The sequence below is a fragment of the Streptomyces sp. NPDC001231 genome (assembly GCF_042896885.1).
GTDB lineage: Bacteria > Actinomycetota > Actinomycetes > Streptomycetales > Streptomycetaceae > Streptomyces.
Window position 1 is genome coordinate 149,756 of record NZ_JBIAXS010000008.1, and the last position, 24,957, is coordinate 174,712.

At 71.1% G+C, this 24,957-nt stretch carries 22 protein-coding genes; 21 read left to right on the forward strand and 1 reads right to left on the reverse strand.

Annotated elements, in window-relative coordinates:
* The first annotated feature begins 175 nt into the window (after window positions 1-175).
* From ACFY3J_RS12410 to nusB, 13 genes are all read left to right on the forward strand, one after another.
* Window positions 176-625, forward strand: coding sequence for a DUF948 domain-containing protein (locus ACFY3J_RS12410; RefSeq protein ID WP_384175552.1), 450 nt, complete (start codon window positions 176-178; stop codon window positions 623-625).
* A gap of 9 nt (window positions 626-634) precedes the next feature.
* The gene (locus tag ACFY3J_RS12415) at window positions 635-1,009 is read left to right on the forward strand and encodes a hypothetical protein (protein ID WP_384175554.1); all 375 of its coding nucleotides are present in this window, start codon (window positions 635-637) and stop codon (window positions 1,007-1,009) included.
* Window positions 1,009-3,681 carry an alanine--tRNA ligase gene (gene alaS / locus ACFY3J_RS12420; protein WP_390840834.1) on the forward strand — a complete coding sequence of 891 codons (2,673 nt, stop codon included), beginning with the start codon at window positions 1,009-1,011 and terminating at the stop codon, window positions 3,679-3,681. Before ACFY3J_RS12415 ends, alaS begins: the two co-directional genes overlap by 1 nt.
* Window positions 3,682-3,694: 13 nt before the next feature.
* A complete protein-coding gene (gene ruvX / locus ACFY3J_RS12425; protein WP_384175558.1) occupies window positions 3,695-4,159 on the forward strand; it encodes a Holliday junction resolvase RuvX in 465 nt (154 codons plus the stop codon).
* A gap of 122 nt (window positions 4,160-4,281) precedes the next feature.
* The gene (mltG, locus tag ACFY3J_RS12430; protein ID WP_390840835.1) at window positions 4,282-6,102 is read left to right on the forward strand and encodes an endolytic transglycosylase MltG; all 1,821 of its coding nucleotides are present in this window, start codon (window positions 4,282-4,284) and stop codon (window positions 6,100-6,102) included.
* A complete protein-coding gene (locus ACFY3J_RS12435; RefSeq protein ID WP_384175562.1) occupies window positions 6,083-6,922 on the forward strand; it encodes a shikimate dehydrogenase in 840 nt (279 codons plus the stop codon). The genes mltG and ACFY3J_RS12435 overlap by 20 nt, the downstream gene beginning before the upstream one ends.
* A 252-nt stretch (window positions 6,923-7,174) precedes the next feature.
* Window positions 7,175-8,359 carry a chorismate synthase gene (gene aroC, locus ACFY3J_RS12440; RefSeq protein ID WP_384175564.1) on the forward strand — a complete coding sequence of 395 codons (1,185 nt, stop codon included), beginning with the start codon at window positions 7,175-7,177 and terminating at the stop codon, window positions 8,357-8,359.
* Window positions 8,356-8,874, forward strand: coding sequence for a shikimate kinase (locus ACFY3J_RS12445; protein ID WP_384175566.1), 519 nt, complete (start codon window positions 8,356-8,358; stop codon window positions 8,872-8,874). Before aroC ends, ACFY3J_RS12445 begins: the two co-directional genes overlap by 4 nt.
* The gene (gene aroB, locus ACFY3J_RS12450) at window positions 8,871-9,962 is read left to right on the forward strand and encodes a 3-dehydroquinate synthase (RefSeq protein ID WP_390840836.1); all 1,092 of its coding nucleotides are present in this window, start codon (window positions 8,871-8,873) and stop codon (window positions 9,960-9,962) included. Before ACFY3J_RS12445 ends, aroB begins: the two co-directional genes overlap by 4 nt.
* A gap of 165 nt (window positions 9,963-10,127) precedes the next feature.
* Window positions 10,128-11,345 (forward strand): Pro-rich N-terminal domain-containing protein, encoded by a 1,218-nt coding sequence (locus tag ACFY3J_RS12455; RefSeq protein ID WP_390840837.1) that lies wholly within the window; start codon window positions 10,128-10,130, stop codon window positions 11,343-11,345.
* A gap of 138 nt (window positions 11,346-11,483) precedes the next feature.
* Window positions 11,484-12,593: an aminopeptidase P family protein gene (locus ACFY3J_RS12460; RefSeq protein ID WP_384175570.1), complete on the forward strand. Its 1,110-nt coding sequence runs from the start codon at window positions 11,484-11,486 to the stop codon at window positions 12,591-12,593.
* Window positions 12,594-12,649: 56 nt separating this feature from the next.
* On the forward strand, window positions 12,650-13,216 hold the full coding sequence (gene efp / locus ACFY3J_RS12465; RefSeq protein WP_141362778.1) for an elongation factor P: 567 nt from the start codon (window positions 12,650-12,652) through the stop codon (window positions 13,214-13,216).
* A gap of 2 nt (window positions 13,217-13,218) precedes the next feature.
* Window positions 13,219-13,653 (forward strand): transcription antitermination factor NusB, encoded by a 435-nt coding sequence (nusB, locus tag ACFY3J_RS12470; RefSeq protein WP_384175572.1) that lies wholly within the window; start codon window positions 13,219-13,221, stop codon window positions 13,651-13,653.
* A 227-nt stretch (window positions 13,654-13,880) separates the two neighbouring features.
* Here the strand turns inward: nusB and bldD are convergent, their stop codons facing one another.
* On the reverse strand, window positions 13,881-14,384 hold the full coding sequence (gene bldD, locus ACFY3J_RS12475) for a transcriptional regulator BldD (protein WP_004990661.1): 504 nt from the start codon (window positions 14,382-14,384) through the stop codon (window positions 13,881-13,883).
* A 254-nt stretch (window positions 14,385-14,638) separates the two neighbouring features.
* Between bldD and pyrR the strand changes: the two genes are divergently transcribed.
* From pyrR to pyrF, 8 genes are all read left to right on the forward strand, one after another.
* Window positions 14,639-15,223, forward strand: coding sequence for a bifunctional pyr operon transcriptional regulator/uracil phosphoribosyltransferase PyrR (gene pyrR / locus ACFY3J_RS12480; RefSeq protein ID WP_225076249.1), 585 nt, complete (start codon window positions 14,639-14,641; stop codon window positions 15,221-15,223).
* A gap of 100 nt (window positions 15,224-15,323) precedes the next feature.
* Window positions 15,324-16,301, forward strand: coding sequence for an aspartate carbamoyltransferase catalytic subunit (locus ACFY3J_RS12485; RefSeq protein ID WP_384175575.1), 978 nt, complete (start codon window positions 15,324-15,326; stop codon window positions 16,299-16,301).
* Window positions 16,302-16,306: 5 nt separating this feature from the next.
* Window positions 16,307-17,602 (forward strand): dihydroorotase, encoded by a 1,296-nt coding sequence (locus ACFY3J_RS12490; RefSeq protein ID WP_384175577.1) that lies wholly within the window; start codon window positions 16,307-16,309, stop codon window positions 17,600-17,602.
* On the forward strand, window positions 17,599-18,192 hold the full coding sequence (locus ACFY3J_RS12495; protein ID WP_384175579.1) for a hypothetical protein: 594 nt from the start codon (window positions 17,599-17,601) through the stop codon (window positions 18,190-18,192). Before ACFY3J_RS12490 ends, ACFY3J_RS12495 begins: the two co-directional genes overlap by 4 nt.
* Window positions 18,189-19,346, forward strand: coding sequence for a glutamine-hydrolyzing carbamoyl-phosphate synthase small subunit (gene carA / locus ACFY3J_RS12500; RefSeq protein ID WP_384175581.1), 1,158 nt, complete (start codon window positions 18,189-18,191; stop codon window positions 19,344-19,346). Before ACFY3J_RS12495 ends, carA begins: the two co-directional genes overlap by 4 nt.
* Window positions 19,339-22,647, forward strand: coding sequence for a carbamoyl-phosphate synthase large subunit (gene carB / locus ACFY3J_RS12505; protein ID WP_384175583.1), 3,309 nt, complete (start codon window positions 19,339-19,341; stop codon window positions 22,645-22,647). Before carA ends, carB begins: the two co-directional genes overlap by 8 nt.
* An 89-nt stretch (window positions 22,648-22,736) precedes the next feature.
* The gene (locus ACFY3J_RS12510) at window positions 22,737-23,852 is read left to right on the forward strand and encodes a quinone-dependent dihydroorotate dehydrogenase (RefSeq protein WP_384175585.1); all 1,116 of its coding nucleotides are present in this window, start codon (window positions 22,737-22,739) and stop codon (window positions 23,850-23,852) included.
* A complete protein-coding gene (gene pyrF, locus ACFY3J_RS12515; RefSeq protein WP_384175587.1) occupies window positions 23,849-24,694 on the forward strand; it encodes an orotidine-5'-phosphate decarboxylase in 846 nt (281 codons plus the stop codon). The genes ACFY3J_RS12510 and pyrF overlap by 4 nt, the downstream gene beginning before the upstream one ends.
* Window positions 24,695-24,957 lie beyond the last annotated feature (263 nt).

Sequence of the window (24,957 nt, forward strand, 5' to 3'; positions counted from 1 at the left end):
GTAGCACCGCAGCACCACCCCGGCCCGCCGTCTCCCCGCCCTTCCGGGCGGGCGGGACGGCGGGCTCGCTCATGCCACCGGCGCACGCGCGCCAAATCCGGTACGGAGCCCCACCCTCGGCGCGATAGGCTCGGTGCACGACTTTCTCGATGTACAGGCACGTTTCAGGGAGCGGGTGCGCACAGTGTCCGGTGGAGAGGTGGCCGGGATCCTGGTGGCCGTGTTCTGGGCGATCCTGGTCTCCTTCCTCGCCGTCGCACTGGCGAGGCTGGCCCAGACGCTCAAGGCGACCACCCGACTCGTGGCGGACGTGACCGACCAGGCAGTTCCGCTGCTGGCCGATGCCTCCCAGGCGGTGCGCTCCGCGCAGAGCCAGATCGACCGCGTCGACGCGATCGCCTCCGACGTCCAGGAGGTCACGTCCAACGCCTCCGCGCTGTCGACCACCGTCGCCTCCACCTTCGGCGGTCCGCTGGTCAAGGTCGCGGCCTTCGGCTACGGCGTGCGCCGGGCGCTCGGCGGCCGCAAGGAGGACGTGCCCGGCAGGACGTCGAGGCGTACCGTGATCGTGGGCCGCACCGTCCCGGCCGCGCGGCGGGGGAAGCGGAACAACCGGGAGAAGTAAGGACTAGCGATGTTCCGCCGTACGTTCTGGTTCACCACTGGTGTCGCCGCCGGAGTGTGGGCCACCACCAAGGTCAACCGCAAACTCAGGCAGCTGACCCCCGAGAGCCTCGCCGCGACCGCGGCGACCAAGGCGGTCGAGGCGGGTCACCGGCTCAAGGACCGCGCCCTCGGCTTCGCGCTCGACGTCCGCGACAACATGGCCCAGCGGGAGGCCGAACTCGGCGAGGCCCTGGGCCTGAACGCCCCGGTCGACCCGGAACTGCCCCCGTCCAGGCGGTACACCGCCATCGAGAACCGCAATCACCCGAAGTACGTCGAGGCCCCGGCGTCCTCGGAACACCCCTATACGACGTACTCGTACAACCGGAATGAGGACCACTGATGGAGTCGGCTGAGATCCGCCGCCGCTGGCTGAGCTTCTTCGAGGAGCGCGGGCACACCGTCGTCCCTTCGGCGTCGCTCATCGCGGACGACCCGACTCTGCTCCTCGTCCCGGCCGGCATGGTGCCCTTCAAGCCCTACTTCCTGGGTGAGGTCAAGCCGCCCTTCCCGCGCGCCACCAGCGTGCAGAAGTGCGTGCGCACGCCCGACATCGAAGAGGTCGGCAAGACCACCCGGCACGGCACCTTCTTCCAGATGTGCGGCAACTTCTCCTTCGGCGACTACTTCAAGGAGGGCGCCGTCAAGCTCGCCTGGGAGCTGCTCACCACGCCCCAGGACAAGGGCGGTTACGGCCTGGAGCCGGAGAAGCTCTGGATCACCGTCTACCAGGACGACGACGAGGCCGAGCGGATCTGGCACGAGGTCGTCGGCGTGCCCAGGGAGCGCATCCAGCGCCTGGGCAAGAAGGACAACTTCTGGTCCATGGGCGTTCCCGGCCCGTGCGGCCCCTGCTCCGAGATCAACTACGACCGCGGCCCCGAGTTCGGCGTCGAGGGCGGCCCCGCCGTCAACGACGAGCGGTACGTGGAGATCTGGAACCTCGTCTTCATGCAGTACGAGCGCGGCGAGGGCACCGGCAAGGACGACTTCGAGATCCTCGGCGACCTGCCGAGCCAGAACATCGACACCGGGCTCGGCCTGGAGCGGCTCGCCATGATTCTGCAGGGCGTGCAGAACATGTACGAGATCGACACCTCCATGGCCGTCATCGACAAGGCCACCGAGCTCACCGGTGTCGCCTACGGCGAGGCCCACGGCTCGGACGTGTCGCTGCGCGTGGTCACCGACCACATGCGCACCGCCACCATGCTCATCGGTGACGGCGTCACCCCCGGCAACGAGGGCCGCGGCTACGTCCTGCGCCGCATCATGCGCCGCGCCATCCGCAACATGCGCCTGCTGGGCGCCACCGGTCCGGTCGTCAAGGACCTGATCGACGTGGTGATCGGCATGATGGGGCAGCAGTACCCCGAGCTGATCACCGACCGCGAGCGGATCGAGAAGGTCGCCCTCGCCGAGGAGGTCGCCTTCCTCAAGACGCTGAAGGCCGGCACCAACATTCTCGACACCGCCGTCACCGAGACCAAGCAGACCGGTGGCACGGTCCTCTCCGGCGACAAGGCCTTCCTGCTCCACGACACCTGGGGCTTCCCGATCGACCTCACCCTGGAGATGGCCGCCGAGCAGGGCCTGTCCGTGGACGAGGAGGGCTTCCGCCGCCTGATGAAGGAGCAGCGGGAGCGCGCCAAGGCCGACGCCAAGGCCAAGAAGACCGGCCACGCCGACCTCGGCGCCTACCGTGAGATCGCCGACTCCGCCGGCGAGACCGACTTCATCGGCTACACCGACACCGAGGGCGAGTCCACGATCGTCGGCATCCTCGTCGACGGAGCCTCCTCCCCGGCCGCCACCGAGGGCGACGAGGTCGAGATCGTCCTCGACCGCACCCCCTTCTACGCCGAGGGCGGCGGTCAGATCGGCGACACCGGCCGCATCAAGGTCGACTCCGGCGCCGTCATCGAGGTCCGCGACTGCCAGAAGCCGGTCCCCGGTGTGTACGTCCACAAGGGCGTCGTCCAGGTCGGCGAGGTCACCGTCGGCGCCAAGGCCCACGCCTCGATCGACTTCCGCCGCCGCAAGGCCATCGCCCGCGCCCACTCCGCCACGCACCTGACCCACCAGGCCCTGCGTGACGCCCTCGGCCCGACGGCCGCCCAGGCCGGCTCCGAGAACCAGCCCGGCCGCTTCCGCTTCGACTTCGGCTCCCCGTCCGCCGTCCCGACGGCCGTGATGACCGACGTCGAGCAGAAGATCAACGAGGTGCTCGCCCGCGATCTGGACGTGCACGCCGAGGTCATGGGCATCGACGAGGCCAAGAAGCAGGGCGCCATCGCCGAGTTCGGCGAGAAGTACGGCGAGCGCGTGCGCGTGGTGACCATCGGTGACTTCTCCAAGGAGCTGTGCGGCGGCACCCACGTGCACAACACCGCCCAGCTGGGCCTGGTGAAGCTGCTCGGCGAGTCGTCGATCGGCTCCGGTGTGCGCCGTATCGAGGCCCTGGTCGGCGTGGACGCCTACAACTTCCTCGCCCGTGAGCACACGGTCGTCGCCCAGCTCCAGGAGCTGATCAAGGGCCGCCCCGAGGAGCTGCCGGAGAAGGTCTCCGCCATGCTCGGCAAGCTGAAGGACGCCGAGAAGGAGATCGAGAAGTTCCGCGCCGAGAAGGTGCTCCAGGCCGCCGCCGGTCTCGCCGAGTCCGCCAAGGACGTCCGCGGTGTGGCCGTCGTCACCGGCCGCGTCCCGGACGGCACCACGCCGGACGACCTGCGCAAGCTGGTGCTCGACGTGCGCGGCCGGATCCAGGGCGGCCGTGCCGCCGTCGTCGCCCTGTTCACGGTGAACAACGGCAAGCCGCTCACGGTGATCGCCACCAACGAGGTCGCCCGCGAGCGCGGCCTGAAGGCCGGTGACCTGGTCCGCACGGCCGCCAAGACCCTCGGCGGTGGCGGTGGCGGCAAGCCGGACGTCGCCCAGGGCGGCGGACAGAACCCGGCCGCCGTCGGCGAGGCCGTGGACGCCGTCGAGCGGCTTGTGGCCGAGACGGCGAAGTAGGGCGGCCGAAGCGATGCGCAGAGGACGTCGGCTCGCGATCGACGTCGGGGACGCCCGGATCGGGGTCGCCTCGTGCGACCCCGACGGGATCCTCGCCACCCCGGTGGAGACGGTCCCCGGCCGGGACGTCCCCGCGGCACACCGTCGGCTCAGGCAACTCGTCGCGGAGTACGAGCCGATCGAGGTCGTCGTCGGTCTCCCGCGCTCCCTCAAGGGGGGCGAGGGACCGGCCGCGGTCAAGGTCCGCGCCTTCGCCGGGGAGCTGGCCAAGGGCATCGCCCCGGTGCCGGTCCGCCTGGTGGACGAGCGGATGACCACGGTGACGGCCAGTCAGGGACTGCGTGCCTCCGGGGTGAAATCCAAGAAGGGACGCTCCGTGATCGACCAGGCCGCGGCCGTCATCATCCTCCAGCAAGCCCTGGAATCCGAACGAGTGTCAGGGAAAGTACCCGGTGAGGGCGTCGAAGTGGTCATCTGATCGCGATACGGTAACGTTCCGCGCGATGCGCCTGCGTTCGAACAGACGACGCACAGAAAGAGGCGGAACGGAAGCCGGGGCACACAGCCGTGTGACCGCCGCCTCGCGGCTCTAGGGGATCGATGACTGAGTATGGCCGGGGTCCAGGCCCCGAACCGTGGCATCCGGAGGACCCGTTGTACGGGGACGGCGGATGGGGAGGGCAGCAGGCCCACGCGGGCCCGCAGTCCCCCTACGGGGGTGGGCCGCAGCACCATCCGCAGCAGCCGCAGCAACAGCAGTACGGCGACTGGGATCAGCAGCAGGCCGGCTACGACGGGCAGTACCAGCAGCAGCACTACGGCAACCAGGGCCAGCAGCACTACGACCCGCAGGGTCAGCAGCACTACGGTCAGCAGGGCCAGCAGCACTACGGTCAGCAGGGCCAGCAGCAGTTCGACCAGCAGGGTCAGCAGCAGTTCGACCAGCAGGGTCAGCAGCAGTACGACCAGCAGTACGCGGGCCACCTCCAGCAGCAGGGCTACGGCCAGGGCGGCTGGGACGGCACCGGCGAGCAGCAGCAGCCGGCCTACCCCGGCGACCCGGCCGACCCGTACGGTCAGCAGGCCGCGGCCTACGGCGCGCAGCAGCCCGATCTCTACGGCACCCCCGAGGCCTACCCGCCGCCGGAGCCGCCGAGCCGTCGGCGCGCCGAGCCGGAGCCGCGGCCGGACTGGGACCCGGATCCCGAAACCGACCAGGACGACCACGCGTTCTTCGCGGGCGGCGACGGCGAGGACGACGAAGACGGCGACGATCCGAACGAGGGGCGGGGACGGGGCGACCGCAAGGGCCGCGGCGGCAAGGGCAAGGGCAAGGACAAGAAGCGCCGCAGCGGCTGCGCCTGCCTGGTCGTCGCCCTGGTATTCGTCGGAGGGGGGGCCGGAGTCGTCTACTACGGCTACCAGTTCTACCAAAATCGTTTCGGCGCCGCCCCGGACTACGCGGGCGACGGAATCAACGAGATGGTGACCGTCGAAATCCCCAAGGGCGCGGGCGGCTACGACATCGGCCGGGCGCTGAAGGCGGCGGGCGTGGTCAAGAGCGTCGACGCCTTCGTGGCGGCGCAGTCGAAGAACCCCAATGGAGACCGGATCCAGGCGGGCGCCTATCTGCTGAAGAAGCAGATGTCCGCGGCGAGCGCCATCACGATGATGCTCGACCCCAAGAGCCAGAGCAATGTCCTGGTCAAGCCGGGCGAACGCAATGCCCTGGTCTACGAGGACATCGACAAGCAGCTGGAACTGGCCGCCGGTACCACGCAGAAGATCGCCGCGAAGCAGTACAAGGACCTCGGCCTGCCCAAGTGGGCCCAGAACAACGGCCAGATCAAGGATCCGCTGGAGGGTTTCCTCTACCCGGGGACCTATGCCGCGGCCAAGGGCATGAAGCCCGAGGCGGTCCTGAAGGAAATGGTCAAGCGGGCCGACGAGGCCTACATCCGGTACAAGCTCGCCGACAAGGCGAAGGAACTGAACCTGGACGACCCGTTCCAGTTGGTCACGGTCGCGAGCCTGGTCCAGGCCGAGGGCAAGACGCACGACGACTTCCGCAAGATGGCGGAAGTGATCTACAACCGTCTGAAGCCGACCAACACCGAGACCAACCAGTTGCTGCAGTTCGACTCGACCTTCAATTACCTGAAGGGCCAGAGCAACATCCACATCAGCGAAAAAGAGATCAACAGCAACCAGGACCCGTACAACACCTACACCCACAAGGGCCTTCCGCCCGGACCGATCGGAAGCCCCGGCGACGACGCGCTGAAGGCGGCATTGAATCCGACCCAGGACGGCTGGATCTATTTCGTGGCGACCGATGGCCTGCACAAGACCGAGTTCGCCAAGACGTACGCCGAATTCCTCAAGCTCAAGGACAAGTTCGATGCCACCAAGGGCAACTGACGCCCGTCGGGCGGCTGTTCTCGGTTCGCCGATCGCCCACTCGCTCTCCCCGGTGCTGCACCGGGCGGCGTACGCGGAGCTGGGGCTCACGAACTGGTCGTACGACCGGTTCGAGATCGACGAGGCAGGCCTGCCCTCGTTCTTCGAGGGCCTGGGACCCGAGTGGGCCGGGCTGTCGCTGACCATGCCGCTGAAGCGGGCGGTCATCCCGCTGCTCGACGAGATCAGCGACACCGCCGCCTCCGTCGAGGCGGTCAACACGGTCGTGTTCACGGCGGACGGCCGCCGGGTCGGGGACAACACCGACGTGCCGGGCATGGTCGCCGCCCTGCGCGAGCACGGCATCGAGCAGGTCGGCTCGGCGGCGATCCTCGGCGCCGGTGCCACCGCCTCCTCCGCACTGGCCGCGCTCGCCCGCGTCTGCACCGGCGAGGTCGTCACCTACGTCCGCAGCGAGACCCGCGCGGCCGAGATGCGGGAGTGGGGTGAGCGGCTGGACGTCGAGGTCCGCACGGCGGACTGGACGGACGCCGGGCAGGCCCTGAAGGCGCCGCTGGTGATCGCCACCACCCCGACCGGGACGACGGACGCGCTCGCCGACGCCGTACCCGGACGGCCCGCCACGCTCTTCGACGTCCTCTACGACCCGTGGCCCACGCCGCTGGCAGCCCGCTGGTCCATGGCCGGCGGCGCCGTCGTCGGCGGCCTCGACCTGCTGGTGCACCAGGCGGTCCTCCAGGTCGAACAGATGACGGGCCACAGCCCGGCCCCCCTGCACGCCATGCGCGAAGCGGGCGAGAAGGCCCTCGCGGCCCGCTGACCAGGGCGCATCCGCTCCGACGCGGAAGCGCCGGCCCTCGCGGCCCGAATGACACACTCGCGTGTGCCCGTGACGGGCCGACGGGAGTACGTGACATGCCGGTGCCGCGGGGCAGGCCTGTGCGCCGCGCGTCCGACTGCTGGACCGGCGACCGGGGCCGGGGTCCGGACGTGGGAGGATCGGAGGTGGCGGGCCAGGGCCGCGCACCCGGTCGCGCCGTCGCAGTTCCAGGCGCGAGCATGAGGAGCACCGTTGAGCAGGTTGCGCTGGCTGACCGCGGGGGAGTCCCACGGCCCCGCACTCGTCGCCACGCTGGAGGGCCTTCCCGCCGGCGTGCCCATCACCACGGAGATGGTGGCGGACCACCTCGCACGGCGGCGCCTGGGCTATGGGCGCGGTGCCCGGATGAAGTTCGAGCGGGACGAGGTCACCTTCCTCGGCGGGGTCCGGCACGGCCTCACTCTCGGCTCCCCGGTGGCCGTCATGGTGGGCAACACCGAGTGGCCCAAGTGGGAGAAGGTCATGGCCGCCGACCCGGTCGACCCGGCGGAGCTGGCCGAGCTCGCGCGCAACGCGCCGCTGACCCGGCCCCGGCCCGGGCACGCCGATCTGGCGGGCATGCAGAAGTACGGCTTCGACGAGGCCCGGCCGGTGCTGGAGCGGGCCTCCGCGCGCGAGACCGCGGCCCGGGTCGCGCTGGGCGCCGTGGCCCGGTCGTACCTGAAGGAGACCGCCGGCATCGAGATCGTCAGCCACGTCGTCGAGCTGGCCGCGGCCAAGGCGCCCTACGGCGTGTACCCGACCCCGGCGGACGTGGAGAAGCTGGACGCGGACCCGGTGCGCTGCCTGGACGCGGATGCCTCCAAGGCGATGGTCGCGGAGATCGACCAGGCCCACAAGGACGGCGACACGCTCGGCGGCGTGGTGGAGGTGCTGGCGTACGGCGTGCCGGTGGGTCTGGGCTCCCACGTGCACTGGGACCGGCGGCTCGACGCCCGGCTCGCGGCGGCGCTCATGGGCATCCAGGCGATCAAGGGCGTCGAGGTCGGCGACGGCTTCGGCCTGGCGCGGGTGCCCGGCTCCCAGGCCCACGACGAGATCGTCACCACCGACGAGGGCATCCGGCGTGCCACGGGCCGCTCCGGCGGCACCGAGGGCGGGCTGACCACGGGCGAGCTGCTCCGGGTGCGCGCCGCGATGAAGCCGATCGCGACCGTGCCGCGGGCCCTGCGGACCGTGGACGTCTCCACCGGCGAGTCCGCGCAGGCCCACCACCAGCGCTCCGACGTGTGCGCGGTGCCGGCCGCCGGCATCGTGGCCGAGGCCATGGTGGCCCTCGTCCTCGCCGACGCCGTCGCGGAGAAGTTCGGCGGCGACAGTGTGCCCGAGACCCGCCGCAACGTGCGGTCCTACCTCGAGAACCTGGCGATCCGGTGAGCGCCGAGCCGGTCGTCGTCCTGGTCGGACCCATGGGCGTCGGCAAGTCCACCGTCGGGCGGATGCTGGCCGACCGCCTCGGGATCGCCTACCGGGACGTCGACGACGACATCGTCGAGGAGCAGGGCCGCACCATCGCCGAGATCTTCGTCGACGAGGGCGAGCCGTTCTTCCGTGCCGCCGAGAAGGAGGCGGTGCGTCGGGCGCTCGCCGAGCACGACGGCGTACTGGCCCTCGGCGGCGGCGCGATCCTGGACCCGGACACACGGGCGCTGATCGCCCGACTGCCGGTCCTGTACCTGTCGATGGACGTCGAGGAGGCCGTCAGGCGCACCGGCCTGAACGTGGCCCGCCCGCTGCTCGCCGTGAACCCGCGCAAGCAGTGGCGCGAGTTGATGGAGGCCCGGCGGCACCTGTACGAGGAGGTCGCCACCGCGGTCGTGCCGACCGACGGGCGCACCCCCGAAGAGGTCACCCAAGCCGCCCTGGACGCACTGGAGTTGAAGGAAGCATGAGCGAGTCGGTCACGCGGATCCACATCGCCGGCACGGCCGGCACCGAGGCGTACGACGTCCTGGTGGGCCGCCGGCTCCTCGGTGAACTCACCGGCCTGGTCGGCGAGAAAGCCAAGCGGGTCGCCGTGATCCACCCCGAGGCGCTCGCCGAGACCGGGGACGCGCTCCGCGCCGACCTGGCCGAGCAGGGCTACGAGGCCGTCGCCATCCAGGTGCCGAACGCGGAGGAGGCCAAGACCGCGGAGGTCGCCGCCTACTGCTGGAAGGCGCTGGGCCAGTGCGGGTTCACCCGCACCGACGTCATCGTGGGCGTGGGCGGCGGCGCCACCACCGACCTGGCCGGATTCGTGGCCGCGACCTGGCTGCGCGGGGTGCGCTGGATCGCCGTCCCGACCACCGTGCTGGCCATGGTGGACGCGGCCGTCGGCGGCAAGACCGGCATCAACACCGCCGAGGGCAAGAACCTCGTGGGCGCCTTCCACCCGCCCGCCGGTGTGCTGTGCGACCTGGCCGCGCTGGACTCCCTCCCGGTCAACGACTACGTGTCCGGGCTCGCGGAGGTCATCAAGGCCGGCTTCATCGCCGACCCGGTGATCCTCGACCTGATCGAGTCCGACCCCGAGGCCGCCCGGACTCCGGCCGGCCCGCACACCGCAGAACTCGTCGAACGGTCCATCAGGGTCAAGGCGGACGTCGTCTCCGCCGACCTGAGGGAGTCGGGCCTGCGGGAGATCCTCAACTACGGCCACACGCTGGGCCACGCGATCGAGAAGAACGAGCGGTACAAGTGGCGGCACGGCGCCGCGGTCGCCGTCGGCATGCACTTCGCCGCCGAACTCGGCCGTCTGGCGGGCCGGTTGGACGACGCCACGGCCGACCGCCACCGCACGGTCCTCGAATCGGTGGGCCTGCCGCTGCACTACCGCTACGACCAGTGGCCCAAGCTGCTGGAGACGATGAAGGTCGACAAGAAGTCCCGCGGCGACCTGCTGCGCTTCATCGTCCTGGACGGCCTCGCCAAGCCCACCGTCCTGGAGGGACCCGACCCGGCCGTGCTGCTCGCCGCGTACGGCGAGGTCGGACAGTAAGTCCCACCGAGCGGCATCCGCCCCGTTCTGCCTGCCACGACGGGCACTTCGGACCGCGCCCGGCCGTTCACCATATGGCGGCCGGGGACGGTACCGTTCGGTAGGCGGCGGGGCTCGGACCCGCTGCCGGCGCCAATTGCCCCGTACGAGACGGAGTCGCACCGGATGCAGCACGCAGTGGGTTCACCGCTGCCGCCGCCCCGCCAGCCGGGGCACGGACCGGCCGCCGGCTGGGCGCCGGACGCACATCACCCGGGGCCGCGGCACCCGGGCTCCGCGCCTGTGCCCCCGCCGCCTCCGGCATCCGGCTATCCCGGAGCCCCGGCACCGCAACCGCCGGGCCCGCACCCGTCGGCACCGCATCACCAGGGGCCGCCTCCGCCGGCGCCGCGTCCTCAGAGTCCGCACCCCCAGGGGCCGTCCCCGTCGGCACCGCATCCCCAGGGTCGGCCTCCGTCGGCGCCGCACCCTCAGGGCCCGCCCCGGTCAGTACCGCATCCCCAGAACCCGCAGCCTCAGGGGCCGCCTCCGTCAGTACCGCATCCCCAGAACCCGCAGCCTCAGGGGCCGCCTCCGTCAGCACCGCATCCCCAGGGCTCGCCCCGGTCGGTACCGCGTCCTCAGGGCCCGCCCCCGTCCGCGCCGCACCCCCAGAACCCGCAGCCCCAGAGGCCGCACCCCCAGAGCCCCCACCAGTCGGTCCCCGCGGTCCCGCCGCCCGGCGTGCCGCCCGCGCCGGACGCCACCGGACATGTCCGGCTGCCGCCGGGTGGTCCCGTCGGCATGCCCAGCGTGCCGCCGGCCCAGACCGCGCCCGACCCGACGACCACCACGCTGGCGGTGCTGCTCATCGGGCCGGCGGGCGCGGGCAAGACGAGCGTCGCCAAGTACTGGGCCGACCACCGCCGCGTGCCCACCGCGCACATCAGCCTCGACGACGTCCGCGAATGGGTCCGCTCCGGCTTCGCCGACCCGCAGTCGGGCTGGAACGACCACTCCGAGGCGCAGTACCGCCTCGCCCGCCGCACCTGCGGCTTCGCCGCCCGCAACTTCCTCGCCAACGGCATCTCGTGCATCCTCGACGACGCCGTCTTCCCCGACCGCCCGGTGGTCGGGCTCGGCGGCTGGAAGCGCCATGTCGGCCCCGGCCTGCTCCCGGTCGTGCTGCTGCCCGGCCTGGACATCGTCCTGGAACGCAACGCCGAGCGTTCCGGAAACCGTCGGCTGACCGACGAGGAGGTCGCCCGCATCCACGGCCGCATGGCCGGCTGGTACGGATCCGGCCTCCCCATCATCGACAACTCCCAACTCGACGTCCCGGCCACGGCCAGAGTCCTGGACGAGGTCCTGTCCCGAGCCATCGCCAGCCCCCCGAACTGGTAGGGCTCGGCCGCGCCCGGCGGGCCCGGGCAGGCGGCCCGACCGCCGGACACGGCACCCGGCACCCCGAACCCGGGATCCGGGGGACCCACTCGGACCTCTCGAACGGCGATATTGAGCCATGACTCTTACGCTCGGTTCATGTCAGAGGTGTACGCGGCCCGCCGGACCCGGCTGAGGGAGCGCTGCAACGCGGGTGGCAGCGCGGCGGCGCTGGTGACTCGTCCCGCCAATGTGCGGTACCTCGCGGGGGCGGCCCCGCAGGGTGCCGTCCTGCTTCTCGGAAGGCTCGAGGACCTGCTCGTGTGCCAGAGCCCGCCGGACGACCGGCCCAGCGAGGGCCGTCCCGACGAGGCGCTGCGCGTGCAGGTACTGTCCCAACCCCCCGGCGGCGACCCGGCCGTCGCCGCCGCCGACCACGCCCGGACGCAGGGCGCCGACTCGCTCGCCGTGGAGGAGCACCACCTCACGGTGGCCCGCTACCGCGCCCTCGGCTCGGTGGCGCCCGGGCTGCGTCTGACCGACCTGGGCAGCGCGGTCGAGCAGCTCCGGGTCGTCAAGGACGAGGAGGAGATCTCCTGTCTGAGAATCGGTGCCGAGATCGCCGATCAGGCCCTGGGCGAGCTGCTGGAGTCGATCCTGGTCGGCCGCACCGAGCGCCATCTCGCCCTGGAGCTGGAGCGGCGGCTCGTCGACCACGGCGCCGACGGACCCGCTTTCCCGACCTCCGTGGCCACCGGCCCGAACTCCGGCCGCCGCGGCCACCGGCCCACCGACCGGCGGGTCGAGGAGGGCGACTTCCTCACGGTGTGCCTGGGCGCCGCCTACCGCGGCTACCGCTGCGAGATCGGCCGCACCTTCGTGATCGGCACGTCCCCGGCGGACTGGCAGATCCAGCTCTACGACCTGGTCTTCGCAGCCCAGCGCGCCGGACGGGAGGCCCTGGCCCCCGGCGCCGCCTACCGCGACGTGGACCGCGCCGCACGCCAGGTACTGGATTCGGCCGGGTTCGCCGAGGGCCTGCAACCCCTCACCGGGCACGGGGTCGGACTCGAAATCGACGAGGACCCGCAGCTGGCCCCTTCGGCCATGGGTAAACTGGACGCTTGCGTGCCGGTCACCGTCGAACCGGGGGTCCACCTCCCGGGCCGGGGCGGTGTCCGGATCGATGACACGCTCGTCGTACGCCCCGAGGCGGACGGCGGACCCGAGCTACTCACCATCACGACCAAGGAGCTCCTCGCGCTCTAGCCTCGCGCTGTGCGCCTGCCCCCGGGTCGTACGTCAGTCCAGGAGATTCCGCAACCGTGGCTTCCACGAACGACCTCAAGAACGGCATGGTGCTCAAGCTCGACGGCGGCCAGCTGTGGTCCGTCGTCGAGTTCCAGCACGTCAAGCCCGGCAAGGGCCCGGCCTTCGTGCGCACCAAGCTCAAGAACGTGCTTTCCGGCAAGACCGTCGACAAGACGTTCAACGCCGGCGTCAAGGTCGAAACGGCCACCGTCGACAAGCGTGACATGCAGTTCTCCTACATGGACGGCGACTACTTCGTCTTCATGGACATGGAGACCTACGACCAGCTGCACATCGACCGCAAGGTCGTCGGCGACACCGCCAACTTCCTGATCGAGGGCTTCGAGGCCACCGTCGCCCAGCACGAGGGCGAGGTGCTCTTCGTCGAGCTGCCGGCCGCCGTCGAGCTGACCGTCGCCGAGACCGAGCCGGGCGTCCAGGGCGACCGCTCCACCGGTGGCACCAAGCCCGCCACCCTGGAGACCGGCCACCAGATCCAGGTCCCGCTCTTCATCACCACCGGTGAGAAGATCAAGGTCGACACGCGTACGAGCGACTACCTCGGCCGGGTGAACAGCTAACCGTGGCTGCCCGCAACACGGCCCGCAAGCGTGCCTTCCAGATCCTCTTCGAGGGTGACCAGCGCGGCGCCGACGTCCTGACGGTCCTCGCTGACTGGATCCGGCTCTCCCGGACCGACACCCGGCAGCCACCGGTGAGCGAGTACACGATGCAGCTCGTCGAGGGCTACGCGAAGCACGCGACCCGGATCGACGAGCTGATCGCGCAGTACGCGGTCGGCTGGACGCTCGACCGTATGCCGGTCGTCGACCGCAACATTCTGCGGCTCGGCGCGTACGAGCTGATCTGGGTCGACGAGACCCCGGACGCCGTCGTGCTGGACGAGATGGTGCAGCTGGCAAAGGAGTTCTCCACAGAGGATTCGCCCTCGTTCGTCAACGGCCTGCTGGGCCGTCTGAAGGAACTCAAGCCCTCTCTCCGCCGCGACCAGGTGTGAGAGGGGCCCGGCCCGCAGCCGGTGCCCGCACGGACTCGCAGGGGCCCGCAGCACGACTGCTGCGGGCCCCTCGGCGTCCGTGTGCACGCCCCCGGCCCCACCTGACCGCGCCCGCCCCACCAGGGCCGCCCCCGCCCCTTCAGGGCCGCGGAAAAGCCGCCGGGGTGGCCGGAACCAAACGGTTCCGGCCACCCCGGCGGCACGTTTCTGCTAGGTCTGTCGAGCGGTCAGCTCTCCTCGTGGGACGCCACCGCGCGGCGCGCGTCCGCGTCCAGCACGCCCCAGCTGATCAGCTGCTCGGTGAGGACCGAGGGCGACTGGTCGTAGATGACGGCGAGTGTGCGCAGGTCGTCCTGGCGGATGGAGAGCACCTTGCCGTTGTAGTCACCGCGCTGCGACTGGATCGTCGCCGCGTAGCGCTGGAGCGGGCCCGCCTTCTCGGCCGGCACCGTGGCCAGCCGCTCCAGGTCCAGGACCAGCTTCGGCGGAGGCTCGGCGGCGCCGCCCGGGGTGGTGCCCGGCAGCAGCTCCTGCACGGGGACCCCGTAGAAATCCGCCAGCTCGGCGAGGCGCTGCACGGTCACGGCACGGTCGCCGCGCTCGTACGAACCGACCACGACCGCCTTCCAGCGTCCCTGGCTCTTCTCCTCGACACCGTGGAGGGAAAGGCCCTGCTGGGTGCGGATCGCCCGGAGCTTGGCCCCGAGCTGTTTGGCGTATTCGCTGGACATATGGCTCCCCGGACACTGTGTCGACGCGACGGGCTCGGGTGCCACGCCGCGCGGCTGGTAACTCACTGTGAGGTTACGCAGCGTTACTCTGCCGCGTCAAGCGGAATGGTCCGCAGCGCCGCCTCCGTGGTAACCGCGGCCCGTTGCGCCAAGGGGGTGATCGGGGAGGTCTCCGGCACCTGGTAGCGTGTATGGCGCAATTCCGACGTCCTTTAAGGTCCGTCCCGTGAGGCGGAGAAGGAGGTCCGTTTCTTATGGACTCGCACGAAACCGCGCAAGCGTCCGATGCCCGGCCCGTTCTCGAGGGCCCCGACATCGAGCGGGTGCTGACCCGCATCGCCCACGAGATCGTCGAGCGCGCCAAGGGCGCCGACGACGTGGTGCTCCTCGGCATTCCGACCCGGGGCGTCTTCCTCGCCCAACGGCTCGCCGTCAAACTCGAGCAGATCACCGAGCGCAAGGTCCCCTGCGGCTCGCTCGACATCACCATGTACCGCGACGACCTGCGCATGCAGCCCCCGCGTGCGCTGGCCCGCACCGAGATCCCCGGTGACGGCATCGACGGCCGCCTCGTCGTCCTCGTCGACGACGTGCTCTTCTCCGGCCGCACCATCCGCGCCGCCCTCGACGCCCTGAACGACATCGGGCGTCCGCGCGCGGTGCAGCTCGCCGTCCTCGTCGACCGCGGCCACCGCGAACTGCCGATCCGCGCCGACTACGTCGGCAAGAACCTCCCCACGTCGCTGCGGGAGACGGTCAAGGTCCTGCTCACCGAGGAGGACGGTCGCGACACCGTGCTGCTCGGCGCCAAGCCGGCCGCCCAGGGCGACCAGCCGTAACACGCGCGCGTACGTATCGCCGTACGCCCCGCGCGTGTGCCCTCGCACGCGCCCGTCTGCCCCAATTCTCCCGAATGAACCGCCTTACGGAGCCTGACAGATGCAGCGTCATCTCATCTCGGCCGCCGACCTCACCCGCGACGACGCCGTCCTGATCCTCGACACCGCCGAGGAGATGGCCCGGGTCGCCGACCGGCCGATCAAGAAACTGCCGACCCTGCGCGGCCGCACCGTCGTCAACCTCTTCTTCGAGGACTCCACCCGCACCCGGATCTCCTTCGAGGCCGCGGAGAAGCGGCTGTCCGCGGACGTCATCAACTTCACCGCCAAGGGATCGTCGGTGTCCAAGGGCGAGTCCCTGAAGGACACCGCCCAGACCCTGGAGGCCATGGGCGTCGACGCCGTGGTCATCCGGCACGGTGCCTCCGGGGCCCCGTACCGGCTGGCCAACTCCGGCTGGATCGACGCCGCCGTCATCAACGCCGGCGACGGCACCCACCAACACCCCACCCAGGCCCTGCTCGACGCCTTCACCCTGCGCCGCCGGCTGGTCGGCAGGGACGCGGGCATCGGCCAGGACCTGTCCGGCAGGCGCGTCACCCTCGTCGGCGACGTGCTGCACAGCCGGGTGGCCCGGTCCAACGTCGACCTGCTGCACACCCTCGGCGCCGACGTGACCCTGGTCGCCCCGCCGACCCTGCTGCCGGTCGGCGTCGGGTCCTGGCCCTGCGAGGTCTCCTACGACCTCGACGCCACCTTGCCCAAGTCCGACGCGGTGATGATGCTCCGCGTGCAGCGCGAGCGGATGAACGACGCCTTCTTCCCGACCGAGCGCGAGTACTCGCGGCGCTACGGGCTGGACGCCGAGCGGATGGCCAGGATGCCCGAGCACGCCATCGTGATGCACCCCGGCCCGATGGTCCGCGGAATGGAGATCACCGCCGAGGTCGCGGACTCCGACCGCTGCACCGCCGTCGAGCAGGTCACCAACGGCGTCTCCATCCGCATGGCCGTGCTGTACCTGCTGCTCGGCGGTATGGAACCGGCACCGCAAGCCCGCACCACCGAGGAGAAGTAAGAGACATGAGCAAGATCCTGATCCGTGGTGCCAAGGTGCTCGGCGGCGCGCCGCAGGACGTCCTGATCGACGGCGAGGTCGTCGAGGCGGTCGGCACCGGACTGTCCGCCGAGGTCGTCGAGGGCGCCGAGATCGTCGAGGCCGACGGCAAGGTGCTGCTGCCGGGCCTGGTCGACCTGCACACCCACCTGCGCGAGCCGGGCCGCGAGGACTCCGAGACCGTCCTGACCGGCACCCGCGCGGCCGCCTCCGGCGGCTACACCGCCGTGTTCGCCATGGCCAACACCTTCCCCGTGGCCGACACCGCCGGCGTCGTCGAGCAGGTCTGGCGTCTGGGCCGGGAGCACGGCTACTGCGATGTGCAGCCCATCGGCGCCGTCACGGTCGGCCTGGAGGGCCGGAAGCTCGCCGAACTCGGCGCCATGCACGAGTCGGCGGCCGGGGTCACCGTCTTCTCCGACGACGGCAAGTGCGTCGACGACGCGGTGATCATGCGCCGGGCGCTGGAGTACGTGAAGGCCTTCGGCGGCGTCGTCGCCCAGCACGCCCAGGAGCCGCGGCTGACCGAGGGCGCCCAGATGAACGAGGGCGTCGTCTCCGCCGAACTGGGCCTGGGCGGCTGGCCGGCCGTCGCCGAGGAGTCGGTCATCGCCCGCGACGTCCTGCTCGCCGAGCACGTCGGCTCCCGCGTCCACATCTGCCACCTGTCGACCGCGGGCAGCGTCGAGATCGTCCGCTGGGCCAAGGCCCGCGGCATCCAGGTCACCGCCGAGGTCACCCCGCACCACCTGCTCCTCACCGACGAGCTGGTGCGTACCTACAACCCGGTCTACAAGGTCAACCCGCCGCTGCGCACCGAGCGGGACGTGCACGCCCTGCGCGAGGCGCTCGCCGACGGCACGATCGACATCGTCGCCACCGACCACGCCCCGCACCCGCACGAGGACAAGGACTGCGAGTGGGCCGCGGCCGCCATGGGCATGGTCGGCCTGGAGACAGCCCTGTCGGTGCTCCAGGAGACCATGGTCGACACCGGCCTGCTGGACTGGGCGGGCATCGCGGACCGCATGTCCTTCGCGCCGGCCCGGATCGGGCGGGCCACCGGCCACGGCCGTCCCGTCTCGGCAGGTGAGCCCGCCAACCTCACGCTGGTCGACACGGCATACCGTGGGCAGGTGGACCCCGCGGGCTTCGCCTCGCGCAGCCGGAACACCCCGTACGAGGGACGCGAGCTGCCGGGCCGTGTCACCCACACGTGGCTCCGGGGCAAGGCCACGCTCGTCGACGGGAAGCTCACGTGACACCTGCATCTCTGCTCGCAGCCGGGCTCGCGACCGACATCGCCGCGGAAGGGAAATCGGCCGCGGTCACCGACTGGGCCGCCCGTATCGGCTGGCTGATCGGCCTCGTCCTGTTCATCGCCCTCGTCTACTGGCTGATGCGCGAGGGCTGGAAGTGGCGCGCCACTCTCCAGGGCGACCTGCCCGAGCTGCCGAGCGCGCCGGAGGAGCCCGGTCCGGCGAAACTGACGATGACCGGCCGCTACCACGGCTCCACCACCGCCGGCCAGTGGCTGGACCGCATCGTGGCGCGCGGCCTGGGCACCCGCAGCCGGGCCGAGCTGACCCTGACCGGCGCGGGCCTGGACGTGGTGCGCCCCGGAGCGAACGACTTCTTCGTCCCGGCCGCGCAGTTGCGCGGGGCCCGGCTCGACAAGGGCATCGCCGGCAAGGTGCTCACCGAGGGCGGGCTGCTCGTCGTGACCTGGGCGCACGGCGAGCGGCTGATCGACTCCGGGTTCCGCTCCGACCGGGCGGCCGAGCACACCGAGTGGGTCGAGGCCCTCAACTCCATGATCGAGAAGAACAGCACGGAAGGCGCCGAACGATGACCACCTCCACCAGGGGAACCTCGAGGGTTCCCGCCGTGCTCGTCCTGGAGGACGGCCGGATCTTCCGCGGCCGTGCCTACGGAGCCGTGGGGGAGACGTTCGGCGAGGCCGTGTTCTCCACCGGTATGACCGGCTACCAGGAGACGCTCACCGACCCGTCGTACCACCGCCAGGTCGTCGTCATGACCGCCCCGCACGTCGGCAACACCGGCGTCAACGACGAGGATCCCGAGTCGAAGCGGATCTGGGTCTCCGGCTACGTCGTGCGCGACCCCGCGCGCCGGCCCTCCAACTGGCGTGCCCAGCGCACCCTGGACGAGGAGCTCGCCGCGCAGGGCGTCGTCGGCATCAGCGGCGTCGACACCCGCGCCCTCACCCGCCACCTGCGCGAGCGCGGCGCCATGCGCGTCGGCGTCTTCAGCGGGGAGGCCGTCCAGGACGACGCCGCGCTGCTGGCCCGGGTCCTGGAGTCGCCCCGGATGGAGGGCGCGGACCTGTCCGCCGAGGTCACCACCGCGAAGGCGTACGTCGTTCCCGCGATCGGCGAAAAGAAGTTCACCGTCGCCGCGGTCGACCTCGGCATCAAGGGCATGACCCCGCACCGCATGGCCGAACGCGGCATCGAGGTGCACGTGCTGCCCGCCACGGCCACGGTCGAGGACGTGTACGCGGTCGAGCCCGACGGCGTGTTCTTCTCCAACGGCCCCGGCGACCCGGCCACCGCCGACCACGCCGTCTCCGTCATGCGGGGCGTCCTGGAGCGCGGCACGCCGCTGTTCGGCATCTGCTTCGGCAACCAGATCCTGGGCCGCGCGCTGGGCTTCGGCACCTACAAGCTGAAGTACGGCCACCGCGGCATCAACCAGCCGGTGCAGGACCGTACGACCGGCAAGGTCGAGGTCACCGCGCACAACCACGGTTTCGCCGTCGACGCCCCGACCGACCGGGTCTCCGACACCCCCTTCGGCCGTGTCGAGGTCTCCCACGTCTGCCTCAATGACAACGTGGTGGAAGGCCTCCAGCTCCTCGACAAGCCGGCCTTCAGCGTGCAGTACCACCCCGAAGCGGCCGCGGGACCCCACGACGCCGCCTACCTGTTCGACCGCTTCACGTCTTTGATGAGCACAGTCCCGATGGAGGGCCAGCGTGCCTAAGCGCACCGATATCCAGTCCGTCCTGGTCATCGGCTCCGGCCCGATCGTCATCGGCCAGGCCGCCGAGTTCGACTACTCCGGCACCCAGGCGTGCCGCGTCCTGAAGGCCGAAGGTCTCAGGGTCGTCCTCGTCAACTCCAACCCCGCGACGATCATGACCGACCCGGAGATCGCCGACGCCACCTACGTCGAGCCGATCACCCCGGACTTCGTCGAGAAGATCATCGCCAAGGAGCGCCCCGACGCCCTGCTGCCCACCCTGGGCGGCCAGACCGCGCTCAACACCGCCATCTCGCTGCACCAGAACGGCGTCCTGGAGAAGTACGGCGTCGAGCTGATCGGCGCCAACGTCGAGGCCATCCACAAGGGCGAGGACCGCGAGCAGTTCAAGGAGGTCGTGGAGGCCGTCCGGCGCAGGACCGGGCACGGCGAGTCCGCCCGCTCCGTGATCTGCCACACCATGGACGAGGTCCTGGCCGGCGTCGACGAGCTCGGCGGCTACCCGGTCGTGGTCCGCCCCTCCTTCACCATGGGCGGCGCCGGCTCCGGCTTCGCCCACGACGAGGACGAACTGCGCCGCATCGCGGGCACCGGCCTCGCGCTCTCCCCGACCACCGAGGTGCTCCTGGAGGAGTCCATCCTCGGCTGGAAGGAGTACGAGCTGGAGCTGATGCGCGACAAGCACGACAACGTCGTGGTCGTCTGCTCCATCGAGAACTTCGACCCGATGGGCGTGCACACCGGCGACTCCATCACCGTCGCCCCGGCCATGACGCTCACCGACCGCGAGTACCAGATCCTGCGGGACATCGGCATCGCCGTCATCCGCGAGGTCGGCGTCGACACCGGCGGCTGCAACATCCAGTTCGCGGTGAACCCGGAGGACGGCCGGGTCATCGTCATCGAGATGAACCCGCGCGTGTCGCGCTCCTCCGCGCTCGCCTCCAAGGCGACCGGCTTCCCCATCGCCAAGATCGCCGCCAAGCTCGCCGTCGGCTACACCCTCGACGAGATCCCCAACGACATCACGCAGGAGACCCCGGCCTCCTTCGAGCCGACCCTCGACTACGTGGTCGTCAAGGCGCCCCGGTTCGCCTTCGAGAAGTTCCCGCAGGCCGACTCCACGCTGACCACCACCATGAAGTCGGTCGGCGAGGCCATGGCCATCGGCCGCAACTTCACCGAGGCCCTCCAGAAGGCCCTGCGCTCGCTGGAGAAGAAGGGCAGCCGGTTCACGTTCGTCGGCGACCCCGGCGACCGGCACGAACGGCTGCGCGAGGCCGTCCGTCCGACCGACGGCCGGATCAACGCGGTGATGCAGGCCATCCGCGCGGGTGCCACGGCCGAGGAGGTCTTCGACGCCACGAAGATCGACCCGTGGTTCGTCGACCAGCTGTTCCTGATCAAGGAGATCGCCGACGAGCTGGCAGCGGCGCCCGAGCTGACCGCCGAACTGCTCGCCGAGGCCAAGCGGCACGGCTTCTCCGACCAGCAGATCGGCGAGATCCGGGGCCTGCGCGAGGACGTGGTCCGCGAGGTGCGGCACGCGCTCGGCATCCGCCCGGTCTACAAGACAGTCGACACCTGCGCTGCCGAGTTCGCCGCGAAGACGCCGTACTTCTACTCCTCCTACGACGAGGAGAACGAAGTCGCCCCGCGCGAGAAGCCCGCGGTGATCATCCTGGGCTCCGGCCCCAACCGCATCGGCCAGGGCATCGAGTTCGACTACTCCTGCGTGCACGCCTCCTTCGCGCTGCACGACGCCGGGTACGAGACCGTGATGGTCAACTGCAACCCGGAGACCGTCTCCACCGACTACGACACCTCCGACCGGCTGTACTTCGAGCCGCTGACCCTGGAGGACGTCCTGGAGATCGTCCACGCGGAGCGGCAGGCCGGCCCGATCGCCGGTGTCGTCGTCCAGCTCGGCGGCCAGACCCCGCTGGGCCTGGCGCAGGCCCTGAAGGACAACGGCGTGCCGATCGTCGGTACCTCGCCCGAGGCGATCCACGCCGCCGAGGACCGGGGTGCCTTCGGCCAGGTGCTGGTCGAGGCGGGCCTGCCGGCCCCCAAGCACGGCACCGCCACCACCTTCGCCCAGGCCAAGACCATCGCCGACGAGATCGGCTACCCGGTCCTGGTCCGCCCGTCCTACGTCCTGGGCGGCCGCGGCATGGAGATCGTGTACGACGAGGCGCGCCTGGAGGCGTACATCGCCGAGTCGACCGAGATCAGCCCCTCCCGCCCGGTGCTCGTCGACCGGTTCCTCGACGACGCCATAGAGATCGACGTCGACGCCCTCTACGACGGCGAGGAGCTGTACCTCGGCGGTGTCATGGAGCACATCGAGGAGGCCGGCATCCACTCCGGCGACTCGGCGTGCGCGCTGCCGCCGATCACGCTCGGCGGGTACGACATCAAGCGGCTGCGGGCCTCCACCGAGGCCATCGCGCGCGGTGTCGGGGTGCGCGGCCTGATCAACATCCAGTTCGCGCTGTCCGGCGACATCCTCTACGTCCTCGAGGCCAACCCGCGCGCCTCCCGTACGGTCCCCTTCACCTCCAAGGCGACCGCCGTGCCGCTCGCCAAGGCCGCCGCCCGGATCTCGCTGGGCGCGACCATCGCCGAACTGCGCGAGGAGGGGCTGCTGCCGAGGAACGGCGACGGCGGCACGCTGCCGCTGGACGCGCCGATCTCCGTCAAGGAGGCCGTGCTGCCCTGGAGCCGCTTCCGGGACACCTCCGGACGCGGTGTGGACACCGTCCTCGGCCCCGAGATGCGCTCCACCGGCGAGGTCATGGGCATCGACTCCGTCTTCGGCACCGCGTACGCCAAGTCGCAGTCGGCGGCCTACGGTCCGCTGCCGACCAAGGGCCGCGCCTTCATCTCGGTCGCCAACCGGGACAAGCGGTCGATGATCTTCCCGGCCCGTGAGCTGGTGGCCCACGGCTTCGAACTGCTCGCCACCTCCGGCACGGCCGAGGTGCTCAAGCGCAACGGCATCAACGCCACGGTCGTGCGCAAGCAGTCCCAGGGCACCGGGCCCAACGGCGAGCGGACCATCGTCCAGCTCATCCACGACGGCGAGGTCGACCTCATCGTCAACACCCCGTACGGCACCGGCGGCCGCCTGGACGGCTACGAGATCCGTACCGCGGCCGTGGCGCGCTCCGTGCCGTGCCTGACGACGGTCCAGGCGCTGGCCGCGGCGGTCCAGGGCATCGACGCCCTCCACCGCGGCGAGGTGGGTGTCCGCTCCCTCCAGGAACACGCGGGATTCCTGACCGCGACCCGCGACTAGCGGCCACAAGGGGGGACACCGGAGACGGTGTCCCCCCTCTTCACCCCATGGGGACCCATGAGGCCCCGAGGACACCCGAGGACTCAGTGATGTACAAGCTTTTCTTCCGTCTGTTCTTCCAGCGGATGGACCCGGAACAGGCACACCACCTGGCCTTCCGCTGGATCCGGCTCGCCGCCCGCGTCCCGGTGCTGCGCACCTTCGTCGCCGCCCTGCTCGCCCCCCGCCACGAGGAGCTGCGCACCGAGGCCCTCGGGCTGCGGATGCACGGCCCCTTCGGGCTCGCCGCCGGCTTCGACAAGAACGCCGTGGCGATCGACGGGATGTCGATGCTCGGCTTCGACCACGTCGAGATCGGCACGGTCACGGGAGAGCCGCAGCCCGGCAACCCCAGGAAGCGGCTGTTCCGGCTGGTCGCGGACCGCGCGCTGATCAACCGCATGGGCTTCAACAACGAGGGCTCGCTCGCCGTCGCCGCGCGCCTGGCCTCGCGCACGCCCGTGTTCAGGACCGTCGTGGGCGTCAACATCGGCAAGACCAAGGTCGTCCCGGAGGAGGAGGCCGTCGGCGACTACGTGAAGTCCGCCGAGCGGCTGGCCCCGTACGCCGACTACCTGGTCGTCAACGTCTCCTCGCCGAACACCCCCGGACTGCGCGACCTCCAGGCCACCGAGGCGCTGCGCCCGCTCCTCGCCGCCGTGCGCGAGGCCGCCGACCGGGTCGTGCCGGGTCGCCGGGTGCCGCTGCTGGTGAAGATCGCCCCGGACCTCGCCGACGAGGACGTCGACGCCGTCGCCGACCTCGCCGTGGAGCTGGGCCTGGACGGGATCATCGCCACCAACACCACCATCGCGCGCGAGGGACTCGGGCTGACGTCCGCGCCCTCGCTGGTGAAGGAGACCGGCGGGCTCTCGGGCGCGCCGCTGAAGGCGCGCTCCCTGGAGGTGCTGCGCCGTCTCTACGCGCGCGTGGGCGGCCGCATCACCCTGGTCGGCGTCGGCGGCATCGAGAACGCCGAGGACGCCTGGCAGCGCATCCTGGCCGGCGCCACCCTGGTCCAGGGCTACAGCGCCTTCGTCTACCAGGGGCCCTTCTGGAGCCGCGCGATCCACAAGGGGCTCGCCGCACGCCTGCGGACCAGCCCGTACGCCACCCTCGCCGACGCGGTCGGCGCCGACGTGAGGAAGGCAGGGGAGGCGGCATGAGCCCGGTGGAACCCTTCGGCGCGCGTCTGCGCCGTGCCATGGACGAGCGCGGCCCTCTGTGTGTCGGCATCGACCCGCACGCCTCGCTGCTCGCAGAGTGGGGTCTGAACGACGACGTGGCCGGTCTGGAGCGGTTCAGCCGCACCGTGGTGGAAGCGCTGGCCGGCCGGGTGGCCGCCCTGAAGCCGCAGAGCGCCTTCTACGAGCGTTTCGGCTCGCGCGGCCTCGCCGTCCTGGAGAAGTCGGTCGAGGAGGCCCGGGCGGCCGGGGCGCTGGTCGTGATGGACGCCAAGCGCGGCGACATCGGCTCGACCATGGCCGCCTACGCCGAGTCGTTCCTGCGCAAGGACGCGCCGCTGTTCTCGGACGCGCTCACCGTGTCGCCGTACCTCGGCTACGGGTCGCTGAGGCCCGCGGTCGACCTGGCGCGGGAGAGCGGCGCGGGCCTGTTCGTGCTGGCCCTGACCTCCAACCCGGAGGGCGCCGAGGTCCAGCACGCCGTGCGGCCCGACGGCCGCTCCGTGGCCGCGACCGTGCTCGCGCACCTCGCCGAGGAGAACGCGGGGCAGGCCCCGCTCGGCTCCTTCGGCGCGGTGGTGGGGGCCACGCTGGGCGACCTGTCGTCGTACGACCTGGACATGGGCGGGCCGCTGCTCGCGCCGGGGATCGGCGCGCAGGGAGCGACGCCGGCCGACCTTCCCCGGGTGTTCGGCTCCGCGGTGCGCAACGTGGTCCCGAGCGTCAGCCGGGGTGTTCTGCGTCACGGTCCCGAGGTGGGGGCGCTGCGGCGCGCCGCGGAGCGCTTCGCGGAGGAGATCAGGACCGCGGTGACCGGCGGCTGAGTCACCGGACGGGCGGTCCGGGGCCCGCCTGAGTCTGGATACATCCTCAAATCCGGGGCATTATGTCCTAAATGCCCGGCCTGGCGGAGGCTGACCAGGACTTTTCCGCTGTTCTCGCTGACTCTGGCGGACGGGACCGCTAGTCTCCGTCGAGTGGGGGCGCCTCCCACGCCCTCAAGGTAGTGGGGGAGAACGGGCAAGCGTGTTGCTCGTAGCTCCCCAGGTGTGGGGCGACTAGGTTCCTCACCGGTCCGTATCCGACA